13 protein-coding genes are annotated in these 11,293 nt (G+C 70.7%); 6 read left to right on the top strand and 7 right to left on the bottom strand.

All coding sequences use genetic code 11. The features are described from left to right. Nucleotides 1-131: 131 nt before the first annotated feature. Nucleotides 132-698 (bottom strand): NAD(P)H-dependent oxidoreductase, encoded by a 567-nt coding sequence (locus tag QH276_RS23370; RefSeq protein WP_280406904.1) that lies wholly within the window; start codon nt 696-698, stop codon nt 132-134. Between the two features lie 198 nt (nt 699-896). Here QH276_RS23370 and QH276_RS23365 point away from each other — a divergent pair, with 198 nt between their 5' ends. Together QH276_RS23365 and nadE are read left to right on the top strand one after the other, a co-directional pair. Continuing rightward, nucleotides 897-1,520 carry a TetR/AcrR family transcriptional regulator gene (locus tag QH276_RS23365; RefSeq protein ID WP_280401144.1) on the top strand — a complete coding sequence of 208 codons (624 nt, stop codon included), beginning with the start codon at nt 897-899 and terminating at the stop codon, nt 1,518-1,520. An 11-nt stretch (nt 1,521-1,531) separates the two neighbouring features. Further along, complete coding sequence (gene nadE / locus QH276_RS23360) at nt 1,532-2,356, top strand: ammonia-dependent NAD(+) synthetase (RefSeq protein WP_280401133.1); 825 nt, start codon at nt 1,532-1,534, stop codon at nt 2,354-2,356. 9 nt (nt 2,357-2,365) lie between these two features. Here nadE and QH276_RS23355 read toward each other — a convergent pair whose 3' ends face one another. The 5 genes from QH276_RS23355 to moaA form a co-directional block, all read right to left on the bottom strand. Then, nucleotides 2,366-2,734 (bottom strand): iron chaperone, encoded by a 369-nt coding sequence (locus tag QH276_RS23355; protein ID WP_280406903.1) that lies wholly within the window; start codon nt 2,732-2,734, stop codon nt 2,366-2,368. A gap of 9 nt (nt 2,735-2,743) precedes the next feature. Beyond that, nucleotides 2,744-4,027, bottom strand: a complete 1,284-nt coding sequence (locus QH276_RS23350) for an RNA polymerase sigma factor (RefSeq protein ID WP_280401135.1) — start codon at nt 4,025-4,027, stop codon at nt 2,744-2,746. Beyond that, on the bottom strand, nt 4,024-4,737 hold the full coding sequence (locus QH276_RS23345; protein WP_280401136.1) for a YciI family protein: 714 nt from the start codon (nt 4,735-4,737) through the stop codon (nt 4,024-4,026). Before QH276_RS23345 ends, QH276_RS23350 begins: the two co-directional genes overlap by 4 nt. Before the next feature lie 221 nt (nt 4,738-4,958). Then, on the bottom strand, nt 4,959-5,201 hold the full coding sequence (locus QH276_RS23340) for a MoaD/ThiS family protein (RefSeq protein ID WP_280401137.1): 243 nt from the start codon (nt 5,199-5,201) through the stop codon (nt 4,959-4,961). Further along, nucleotides 5,194-6,252 (bottom strand): GTP 3',8-cyclase MoaA, encoded by a 1,059-nt coding sequence (gene moaA, locus QH276_RS23335; RefSeq protein WP_280401138.1) that lies wholly within the window; start codon nt 6,250-6,252, stop codon nt 5,194-5,196. The genes QH276_RS23340 and moaA overlap by 8 nt, the downstream gene beginning before the upstream one ends. Nucleotides 6,253-6,406: 154 nt before the next feature. Here moaA and QH276_RS23330 point away from each other — a divergent pair, with 154 nt between their 5' ends. The 3 genes from QH276_RS23330 to QH276_RS23320 are packed head-to-tail and all read left to right on the top strand — an operon-like array spanning nt 6,407 to nt 9,379. Then, on the top strand, nt 6,407-7,630 hold the full coding sequence (locus QH276_RS23330; protein WP_280401139.1) for a molybdopterin molybdotransferase MoeA: 1,224 nt from the start codon (nt 6,407-6,409) through the stop codon (nt 7,628-7,630). Next, nucleotides 7,627-8,931, top strand: coding sequence for a bifunctional molybdenum cofactor biosynthesis protein MoaC/MoaB (moaCB, locus tag QH276_RS23325; RefSeq protein WP_280401140.1), 1,305 nt, complete (start codon nt 7,627-7,629; stop codon nt 8,929-8,931). Before QH276_RS23330 ends, moaCB begins: the two co-directional genes overlap by 4 nt. Continuing rightward, complete coding sequence (locus QH276_RS23320; protein ID WP_280401141.1) at nt 8,924-9,379, top strand: molybdenum cofactor biosynthesis protein MoaE; 456 nt, start codon at nt 8,924-8,926, stop codon at nt 9,377-9,379. The genes moaCB and QH276_RS23320 overlap by 8 nt, the downstream gene beginning before the upstream one ends. A 34-nt stretch (nt 9,380-9,413) precedes the next feature. Here QH276_RS23320 and QH276_RS23315 read toward each other — a convergent pair whose 3' ends face one another. Further along, nucleotides 9,414-10,478, bottom strand: a complete 1,065-nt coding sequence (locus QH276_RS23315) for a CobW family GTP-binding protein (protein ID WP_280401142.1) — start codon at nt 10,476-10,478, stop codon at nt 9,414-9,416. A 237-nt stretch (nt 10,479-10,715) separates the two neighbouring features. On the opposite strand from QH276_RS23315, the gene QH276_RS23310 reads away from it, so the two are divergent. After that, nucleotides 10,716-11,084, top strand: coding sequence for a hypothetical protein (locus QH276_RS23310; RefSeq protein ID WP_280401143.1), 369 nt, complete (start codon nt 10,716-10,718; stop codon nt 11,082-11,084). Nucleotides 11,085-11,293: the final 209 nt, after the last annotated feature.

The raw sequence follows: 11,293 nt of genomic DNA, 5'->3' as shown, positions 1-11,293 counted from the left end.
CCAACCCCCCCCGTCGTACCCCCCTGCCCCAAACCCCCCCCCCCCCCCCCCCCCCCCCCACCCGCACCCCCCAAACCCCCCGCGGGCCCCCCCGCCCACCCGGGGGGGGCCCTCGCATAGGGACCGGCGAATCAGGCGTCGACCAGTTCGCTCGCCGCGGCGACAAGCGCCTGCAGCGCCTCGGTCAGCTCGCGCTGGGTGTCGGCGTGCTCGCGCGGGTGGGTGGCGCCGAAGGTGTCACCCCAGGTGGCGAAGTGCAGATGCGCCTCGTCGACAACCTTGCCGCCGGCGATGCCGACGGACTTGACCGCATCGCCGTGCGCCCACTTGGCGGCGTTCGGGCTGATGGATCCGCTCAGGATCGCGACCGGCTTTCCGCTGATCGCACCGGCTCCGTAGGGCCGCGACAGCCAATCGACCACGTTCTTCAGCACGGCCGGCAGCGTCCCGTTATATTCCGGGGTGATCACCAGCAGCCCGTCGCTGGCGCCCACCGCGTCACGCAGCGCCTCGGCGGTGGCCGGAACCGAACCCGCAACGTCGATATCCTCGTTGTAGAACGGAATCTCGCCAATACCCTCGTAGATGGAGATGTCGACACCCTCGGGCGCGGTGGCGACCGCGGCCTCGGCGAGCTGCCGGCTGATCGAGGCGGCACGAAGGCTGCCGACGAGGACGACGATACGGGTCTGGCTCATGTTCTCTCCTGCGGTACTAGTTGTGTGATGATCGCACTGCCCAGATAAACCGGACCACGGTCCGCTACATTCCCCGGAGGCTTCTCCCCCGCCGTGAACTACGACACACCGCGCCTTGGGCCGGCGGCTGCCGACCATCCGGGCGACGAAACCCAGCCCTCCGCGCCCGCCGCCGCGGACACACCTTCCGTCGTATCGATACGGCCGCTGCACCCGATCGGCCCCCGCCTGCCGGGCACCGCGGAGCCCGCCGAACGCGCCGACGCCGCCCGCAACCGCCGCCGGCTGCTCGACGCCGCCCGCGACCTGGTCCGCGAACACGGCGTGGACGCGCTCACCATGGACGCCCTCGCCAAACGCGCGGGCGTCGGCAAGGGCACCGTATTCCGCCGTTTCGGCAACCGCACCGGCCTGATGTACGCGCTGCTCGACCATTCCGAGGCCCTGGCGCAGGAGGCCTTCATCTTCGGTCCGCCGCCGCTGGGCCCCGGAGCCCCACCGGTGGACCGGCTCATCGCCTTCGGGCGGGCCCGCCTGCTGGATATCGAAGTGGAGGGCGAACTGCACCGGGCGGCCGAGCTCGGGTCACCCGAAAGGCATTACACGAGCCAGCCGTATCGGGTGCTGAAAACCCATGTGACGATGCTGCTGCGCGAAGCCGCGATTCCCGGCGACACCGGGCTGCTCGCCGACGCGCTGCTGGCCGCGCTCGGGGCCGGGCTGGTCCTGCACCAGATCCGCACTCTCGGCTACACCCGCGAGCAGGTCGCCGACAACTGGGAAGCCCTGGTTCGCCGGGTCGCCGGACGCGCGGCGCAGTAGAGTGATCCGGCATGGGAAACCTGCGTGATCAGATCATCGCCGAACTGGGTGTCCAGCCGAGTATCGAACCCAAGGACGAGGTACGTCGCCGCGTCGATTTCCTCAAGGATTATCTGCGCGCCACCCCCGCAAAGGGTTTCGTACTCGGTATCAGCGGTGGTCAGGACAGCTCGCTCACCGGCAGGCTGTGCCAGCTGGCAGCCGAAGAGGTCCGCGCCGAAGGCGGCGAGGCACGCTTCGTCGCGGTCCGGCTGCCCTACGGGGTCCAGGCCGACGAGGCGGACGCCCGGGTGGCGATGACCTTCGTCGCGCCGGACGAATCCGTGGTCGTCAATGTCCGCCCGGGCGCGAACGCGGTGGCGGCCGAGGTGGCGTCGGCGCTGAAGATCGGCAAACTACGCGATTTCGTCCGCGGCAATATCAAGGCCCGGGAGCGGATGGTGATCCAGTACGCCATCGCCGGACAGGAGAACCTGCTGGTGGTCGGCACCGATCACGCCGCCGAAGCGGTCACCGGTTTCTTCACCAAATACGGTGACGGCGGCGTGGACGTGACCCCGCTGACGGGTCTGACCAAACGCCAGGGTGCGGCACTGCTGCAGGAACTGGGCGCACCGTCCCGGCTGTGGTCGAAGGTGCCGACCGCCGACCTCGAGGACGACCGCCCCGCCCTGCCCGACGAGGAAGCGCTCGGACTGCGCTACAGCGAGATCGACGACTATCTGGAGGGCAAAGAGGTCACCGCGGAGGTCGCCGAACGGATCGAATCGGTGTTCACCGCGACCCGGCACAAGCGGACGGTCCCGGTCACCCCGCTCGACGACTGGTGGCGCTGACCCGCCCGGTCAGCACACGCGGCCGCCGGGGTCCCGGGCCACGGCGCGCAGCAGGTCGCGGACGAGCTCCACATCCGGCCCCGCCGGACCGCGGAAACGTAAGCAGCCCTTGCCCATATCCTGATCGGCCAGTCGGCTCGCGAACGCTTCGCGCACGTCGTCACGCATCAGATAGAACGACAGATAGTTGCGCTGTACCGCGAACGCGATCTCACTGGTGCCGCCGTACTGGTAGTTGGGCATCCCGTACGCCATGACCTCGGTATAGCCGGTGAGTTCGGTGCGGCACAGGTCACGCAGCACGGTCGCGTGGGTTCGCCTGTCCGCCGGGAGTTCGGCCAGATAGGTGTCGACATCGAAGGCGGCGCTCTTCACCACGGGCATACCCTAGCGCCGGCCCGCCTCCGGGATCGTGCGAACGCCGAGCCTGCCGGCCTCGACCCCGTCCAGCCGGCGCCGCAGATAACGCCGCGCCCCCTCGTTTCCGGCGGCCGCCAGCGCGGCTCGGTAGCTCTGCGCGGCTTCGGTGAGCCGTCCCGCCCGCCGGTACAGATCGGCGCGCGCGGCCGCGACCGGCTGCCCACCGGCTATTCGGCTGTCCTGCGCGAGTTCGTCCAGCGCCCGCAGGCCCGCGTCCGGACCGTCCCGAAAGCCCACGGCGATCGCGCGGTTCACCCGCACCGCCGGCGACGGCGTGTAGTCGAGCAGTTCGTCGTAGGCCGCGACAATGGCGTGCCAGTCGGTGGCCGCCCAGCTCGGCGCGACGGCATGTGCCACGGCGATCCGGGCCTGCGCCAGATACGGCCCGCCGCCCGTGGCGGCGACCAGCAGGCAGTTCAACCCGGCCCCGATCGCCGTACGATCCCAGCGGCTGCGGTCCTGCTCCGCCAGCGGGATCAGCTCGCCGTCGGCGGTCCGGCGCTGGGACCGGCGGCTGTCGGTGAGCAGCATCAGCGCGAGCAACCCGTGCGCCTCCGCCCGCACCGCACGCTCCGCGGCCGGTAACAGGGCGCACAGCAGACGCCCGACGCGCAGCGCCTCATCGCACAGTTCGTCGCGCACCGCGACGGGACCGGAGGTGGCGAAGTAGCCCTCGGTGAACATCAGATACACCACCGCGAGCACCGCCGGTGCCCGTTCCGGCAACAGATGCGCGGGCGGGACCCGCAGTGGAATCCCGGCACGGCGAATCTTGGCCTTGGCGCGGCTGATCCGCTGCGCCACCGTCGCCTCCGATTGCAGGAAGGCCCGCGCGATCTCCGCGGTCCGCAGACCGCATACCAATCGCAGGGTCAACGCCACCCTGGCCTCGGGGGCCAGCGCGGGATGGCAGCAGGTGAAGATCATCCGTAACCGGTCGTCGGGCAATTCGTTCATCTCGATCTCCGCGGACATCGGCGCCGCCGAGAACGCCTCCTGCTCCTTCCCGGCGCGGGCGGACTCCCGGCGCAGCCGGTCCAGCGCGCGGTGGCGGGCCGTCGTGGTGATCCAGGCACCCGGGTTCGCCGGAACGCCGTCACGGTCCCACGTGCGCAACGCGATCGCGAACGCCTCCTGCGCCGCATCCTCGGCCAGGTCGATATCCCCGGTGAACCGGGCGATGGTGGCCACGGCGCGGCCGAACTCGGCGCGATACACGCCGTCGAGATCGACCGCCCGCACACCGCTCATGCCGGGAGATCAACGACTTTCCGGATTTCGGTGCCGCCCCCGGGGCCGATCGGGATCTGCGCGGCGATCTCCGTCGCGGCGCGGCGATCCGGGGCGGTGAACAAGTAGAGGCCGCCGACCACCTCTGCAGTCTCGGTGAAAGGTCCGTCGGTGAGCAGCGGCGCTCCGCCGGATCCGCGTACGGTGGTCGCGGTCGTGGGCGGTTGCAGGGCGCCGCCACCGCGCAGCACCGGCCCGGCCTGTGCACCGAACCGCTCGTGCTCGGCGACGGCGGCATCCCACTCCGGGGTGCCGGGCGTAAGCGCCGAATCCGCCCGCTCCCACAGCAGCGCCATCCACCAATCCGGACCGGGCTCGTCGTGTGGCTGCCACTGGACCAGCGGACGCAATTCGACCGATCCCGTCGCCACTGCCGGTAGTTGCCGGGCCAGCTCGATCGCCGCGTCCAGATCGGGCACGTCGAACACATAGAACCCGCCGACGACCTCGGCGCCCTCGGCGAACGGGCCGTCGGTGACCAGCGTGTCCGCACCGTCGCGGCGCACGGTGACGGCGGCCTCCGACGGATACAGCGCGGCGCCACCGGCGATGACCTCGGCGACCCGGGCGTCGAATGCCGCGTACTGTTCGACCTCCGCGTCGAATTCCGCCGACCCCGGCCGCGCCGCGGGTTCGGCCTCTTTGCCGGCCAGCAATGCCAGGTAGTACATAACGTCATCCTTCCGCGTACCGGAGGGGTCCGATACCCCTCTCACCGAAACGACGATCGGGGATACGTTTCCTCGACAGGGCCGCAGAAATTCCGGCCCGGAAAATCTCGGCGCGCGGCGGGAAGCCCGTGCAGGACCCACACCACGAACTCGGACACGGTGAACCGCCTGGCGGCGCACTCGGTCCCGCGGAGGGAGCGGCTCGGGATCCGGCCGGGCGATCAGCCGCCGGCGAAGGGCGGCAGGACGTCGACGCGGGGGGCGAGGGCGGCGGTGGGGTCGCGGGTCAGTTCGTCGCCCACCAGGTAGGCGCAGACGGCGAGCATCTTGTCCAGGTCGGGACCGTAGGCGGCGGCCAGGTGAGTGCGCAGGTCGGCAACGGTGGCGCCGGGCGGTAGGTCCAGGGTTTCGGCATCCTTACCGACCGCGTCGGCGATGGCGGCGAAATAGCGGACCTCAACCACCTATTGCTCCCATCGTGCGTTCCGGCGGGACGAAACCGGCGGCATCGATACCGTGTCCCGCCCATTTCTGCCACATCGCGCCGCGCCACAGCTGGGCGAGCTCCTCGTCGCTCGCGCCCGCGCGCAGCACACCGCGCAGATCGAATTCCTGATCACTGAACAGGCAGGACCGGAGCATACCGTCGGCGGTGAGGCGGGTGCGGTCGCAGGTGTCGCAGAACTTCCGGGTGACCGAGGCGATGATGCCGACCGTGGCGGGGCCGCCGTCCACCAGCCACGTCTCGGCGGGGGCGGACGGATCCTCGCGGCCGGCCGCGGTGAGCCGGTAGCGGGTACCGAGTACGTCGAGCAGTTCCGCGGCGGTCACCATATTCGCCCGGGCCCATTCGTGGTCGGCGTCGAGCGGCATTTCCTCGATGAACCGCAGTTCGCAACCCTCGTCGAGGCACCAGCGGAGTAGGTCGGGGGCGCCGTCGAGGGTTTCCCGCATCAATACCGCGTTCACCTTCACCGGTGCCAGACCGGCCGCACCGGCGGCCCGGATACCCGACAGCGCGGATTCCAGCCGGTCGCGGCGGGTGAGCCGGGCGAAACCGGCGCGGTCCACGGTGTCGAGGGAAATATTGACCCGGCTCAGCCCGGCCGCCGCCAAACCGGCGGCGCGGTGCCGCAGCCCGATCCCGTTCGAGGTCATCGCCAGCGGAATCTCCGGGACCGCGGTATGACAGCCGGCCACGATCTCTTCCAGATCGCGCCGCATCAACGGCTCCCCGCCGGTGAACCGGACCTCGCGAATACCCAGCTCACGCACCGCGAGGGTGACCAGCCGGACGATCTCGGCGGCGGTGAGCAGGTCCTGCGCCGGGATCGCGGGCAGCCCTTCCTCGGGCATACAGTAGGTACAGCGCAGGGAGCATTTCTCGGTAATGGAAACCCGCAGGTCGCGCGCGGTGCGGCCGAAGCGGTCCACGAGCAGCGGCGTCTCCGGACGCCCGGCCATCGAGGGGCGCCCGGACCGCACAGTGGGTATCCCCATATCGACCAGCGTCACACCCCCATTATGGCCGCCGAGCCGCCACGCGTAACCCTCCCGCACCGGATCACCACATAACGCCCGGCCCGGCGATCGCGCGGGCGTGGCGGGCGGCCGCGGACGACGGGCGATACGGCGACGCCCGCCCGGCCGCCGCCATTAGTCTGAGCGCATGATCTCTCGGCCCGCCAGTCCCCCGGTCCGGTCGGCGGACGACTACCGCGACACCATCGAACAACTGTTGCGTCCGCTGGCCGCCCGGCCCGTCGACACCGTGCCGGTGGCCGACGCGCTCGGTCGCCAGCTCGCGGCGGATACGTATGCGCCGATCGACCTGCCGGTATTCCGGAATTCGGCGATGGACGGGTACGCGGTGCGGGCCCAGGATGTGGCCGTCACGCCGGTCGCGCTCCCGCTGGCCGGGGTGGTCGCGGCCGGTGATCCGGGTCTGCACCCGCTCGCCCCCGGTACGGCGCGCAAGGTGATGACCGGTGCGCCGCTACCCGCCGGTGCGGATTGTGTTGTGCCGGTGGAGGATACGGCCGCCGAGGGCGATACCGTCCGGATCGGCCGCGGGCGGGCGGCCGGGGAATTCGTCCGGGAACCGGGTAGCGATGTGCGGGCCGGTGCCGAACTGGTGGCCGCCGGGACGATGCTGGCGCCGCGGCATATCGCGGCGTGCGCCGCCGCCGGGATCGCGCGGCTCCCGGTGTTCGGTCCCGTACGGGCCGTCGTCATCAGCACCGGCGACGAACTGGTCGCGCCGGGTACCGCGCTACGCCCCGGGCAGATCTACAACTCGAACGGGATCGCGCTGGCCGCCGCGCTCACCGCCAACGGGGTCTCGGTATCCGCGGTGGAGCACAGCGGTGACGACCCCGCGCACTTCCGCCGGTTGCTGGGCGCCGCGACCGCCGCCGCGGATCTGGTGATCACCACCGGTGGTGTGTCCAAGGGCGATTTCGAGGTCGTACGGGAGGTGCTGATCCCGCTGGGCGGCGATTTCGGTCCGGTGGCGATGCAACCGGGCGGACCGCAGGGGCTGACCGTGGTGGACGGTGTGCCGGTGCTCAGTTTCCCGGGTAACCCGGTGAGCGCGGTGGTGTCGTTCGAGGTGCTGGCCCGGCCGATCCTGCGCCGGCTGACGGGTTTGGGGCCGGTACCGGAATACGACCTTCCGCTGCTCGGTGCCGTCCGGCGGTCGCCGGAGGGGCGGCGGCAGTTCCTGCGCGGCAAACTGGTGTGGAAGGGTTCGCGGCCACGCGCGGTGGAGGTGGTGTCCGGGCCCGGATCGCATCTGGTCGCGAGTATGGCGGCGGCCGATGTGCTGATCGATATCCCGGCGGAGGTTACCGAACTGCCCGCCGGGGCAACTGTGCGAGTGTGGACGTTATGAGCGATTTGTCGCATGTGGATTCCGAGGGCCGGGCCCGGATGGTGGACGTGAGCGCCAAACCCGACACCACCCGGATCGCCGTGGCGGGCGGGGAACTGCAGACCACCCCGGAAGTGGTCGCGCTGGTGCGGGCCGACACCATGCCCAAAGCCGATGTGCTGACCACCGCCCGGCTGGCGGGGATCGCGGCGGCCAAGAAGACCTCGGAACTGATTCCGCTGTGCCATCAGCTCGCGCTCTCCTCGGTGAAGGTGGAGTTCGGTTTCACCGATTCCGCGATCACGATCGAGGCGGCGGCGAAAACCACCGGCCCGACCGGAGTGGAGATGGAGGCGCTGACCGCGGTGGCGGTCGCCGGACTCACCCTGCACGACATGGTGAAAGCGGTGGACCCGGCCGCGGTGCTCAACGGTGTCCGGCTGCTCACCAAGGAGGGCGGTAAACGCGGCGTCTGGACCCGTCCCGATGCCCCCGCGGAACCCACGGACCAGGCCGCCACTCCCCCGGCCCGCACCGCGCCAGGCGCATCCCTGCCCCCGCGGACGCCCGCCACCGGCACCCCGGCGAACGCCGCCGGCACCGGCGAACACCCTCGGCCGCACCCACCCGGCGGCGACACCCGCACGCCCACGGCCGATGCCCCGGCACCCGCTGACGCCGCCTCCGCACCCGGAGGTCATGCCGGCGACAACGGCCGACCGCAGGCAACCGGCGCCGGTTCCGAGGCACCCGGTTACACCGGCGCAGCGGGACAGCATGCATCCGGCACCGAGGCGCGCGGCACCGCCACCGTGGTGGTGGCGTCCACGGGGGCGGCGGCGGGGACTCGTACCGATACCACCGGACCGCAGCTGGTGGCGTGGCTGCGGGGACTCGGCTACACGACGCGTGGCCCGCTCGTCTACGCGGACGCCGATATCGCCGAAGGGCTGGCCGAGGTCTTGCGCGCCGCACCCGATCTGGTGGTCACCACCGGCGGAACCGGCGCCGCACCGACCGACCACACCCCCGAGGCGACCGCGGCGCTGCTGGACCGGGAACTGCCCGGAGTGGCCGAGGCGATCCGGCAACGCGGTACCGCGAAGTTTCCGCTCGCGGCACTCAGCCGCGGCGTGGCGGGGCTGGCCGGACGGTCGGTGGTGGTGAATCTGCCCGGCTCACCGGGTGGCGTGAAAGACGGTATCGCGGTGCTGGAACCGCTGCTGGCGCATCTGCTCGCGCAGGTGGCCGGCGGCGGGTCGCACGAGAGCGGCTTTGTGGCACCGCGTGCCGAGAGGGGAAACGAGAGCGCTCATGCCTGAAGAATCTGCACAGCCACCGGATGCGGCCGGCGGGGTCCGCCTGGCCGAGATCAGTGACAGCCCTTTGGATCCCACCGTCGTGGACGCCGCGGTGCGCGGGCCGAGTCACGGCGCGGTCGTCGTATTCACCGGTGTGGTCCGCGATCACGACGGGGGGCAGGCGGTATCGGCCCTGGAATATTCGGCGCATCCGCAAGCGACCCGGTTCCTGCGCGAATGCTGTGCCGCGGTAGCGGAATCGACAGGTCTGCCGGTCGCGGCGGTGCACCGGGTCGGAGATCTGCGGGTGGGTGATCTGGCGATCGTCACCGCGGTGGCGGCGCCGCATCGCGCCGAGGCGTTCGCGGCGTGCTCGACGCTGGTCGACCGCATCAAGCACGAGGTGCCGATCTGGAAACGGCAGATGTTCGCCGACGGGCTGTCCGAATGGGTGAACGCCTGCGGTTGATCGCCGCCCGGCCGGTGCCACCGGCCGGTTCGGCCTACATTCCCTCGGTGACCGTACTCGACGCCGTAACCTCCTCGGGAACATAACGCCAGACTCCCAGCAGATCCTGCTCGGTCAGCGGCTCCGGTCCGGCGTGCACGGTCTCGCCCAGGCGATCGAGTACCGCGCGGGTGTCCAGGCCCGTGCCGATCAGTACCAGTTCGGTGCGCGGTGCCCGCCCGCCGCGCACCGGTTCGAAGGTGATCGCGCGTCCCACCAGATGCACCACGAAACGGTCTGCCCCCGGCACCGCGAAGGTCGCGAAACCCTTGGCGCGGAACAGCCCCGGCGGCGGGTCCTCCAGGAACTCGACCAGGCGGCGCGGATGCACCGGCGTGCCGCTGCTGAACACCGTGCTGGTGTATTCGTCGTGTAGGTGCCGGTGGCCGTCCCCGTCGTGGTGGTGGTCGTGATCGAAGAGCAATTCGTCGAGACTCAGCTGCTCACCGGGCCGCGGGGCGGCCGGGTCGCGGGGGTCGAACAGCAGGCCGGGGTCGATCCGGCCGCGGGTGGTCGCGTATACGGGCGCCCCCTCGGTGATCGTCGCGATTTCCGCGCGCAGCCGGTCCAGTTCCCCGGGGGCGAGGCGGTCGACCTTGTTGAGCACCACCAGGTCCGCCAGGCGCAGATGGCTCGCCAGCTCCGGATGCCGCTCCCGGGTGGCGGAGAACTCGGCGGCGTCGACCACTTCGAGCAGACCGCCGTAGCGGATGCGGGGGTTCTCGCTACCCACCACCATCCGCACGAGGTTGCGCGGTTCGGCCAGGCCGCTGGCCTCCACCACGATCACATCGATACCGGCCCGCGGATCGGTGAGCCGGGTGAACAGGTCGTCGAGTTCGGTGACGTCCACCGCGCAGCACACGCAGCCGCTGCCCACCGACACCATCGCGTCGACCTGCCCGGCCACCAGCATGGCGTCGATATTGACGGCGCCGAAATCGTTGACCACCACGCCGATCCGGGTGCCGCGATGGTTGTGCAGCAGATCGTTGAGCAGCGTGGTCTTCCCGGCGCCCAGGAAGCCGGCCACGATCACCACGGGTATGCGCTCAGCCACGCGACCACCCTACTGAGTGCCACGCACCGGATCCGCCCGGGGCATTCGGAAAGAATTGGTTTCGTTTCAAATTCCGTCGTCGGCGCATATCCCGTTCACCGGTTCGATTTTCGTGGAAATCGCGGAAAACTCGCGATTCCGCGGAAATAGGGATGACGATTCTGGTAAATCATGCCGGGAGATCGCGGGGAATCTCGTATGCACAACAGTTGAAACAGAATTATCGAGGAGTATCGAATGCGTGCAGGCACGTTGCTGGCCGCCACCGCGCTGCTGTCGGCGGCGACCGTGCTGGGCAGCGGTAGCGCGGCGGCGGAACCCGCCGATTTCATACCGGACGACGGCGTCTACCGGGTCGGCGTGGATATGCGGCCCGGCACCTGGGAATCACCCGGCCCCGTCGATCCGGCCAAGGGCTGCGATTGGCGGCGCCTGTGGCGGATCGAAGGCGACAACACGAATATGCAGTACATCATCGAGAACAACTACACCAGGCTCGGCCCGATCCGGGTGACCGTGAAACCGACCGACGCCGGCTTCCTCACCAGCAATTGCGGCCCCTGGCGGATGGTGCCGCCGGCACCCACCGGCTCGGCCGGTTTCTGAACCCCGCGCGGCCCGGCCCCCCAGCGCCGGGGCCGGGGCCCCCGGGCCCGGCCCCGCGCACGGGGGGGGGCGGCGGGGGTAAAAAACCCACGGTTTCCCGGCCCCCCCCCCCGGCCGGGCGCCCCCCCCCCCCCCCGAAACCGCCGATCAGCAGCGCCCGCGCGATAACGCGGTAGGCGATACCCCCGACGACGCCGACGCCCTCGAAG

Source organism: Nocardia carnea, assembly GCF_029869215.1.
GTDB classification, from domain to species: domain Bacteria; phylum Actinomycetota; class Actinomycetes; order Mycobacteriales; family Mycobacteriaceae; genus Nocardia; species Nocardia carnea_B.
This window is presented reverse-complemented; position numbering and strand designations above follow the sequence as displayed.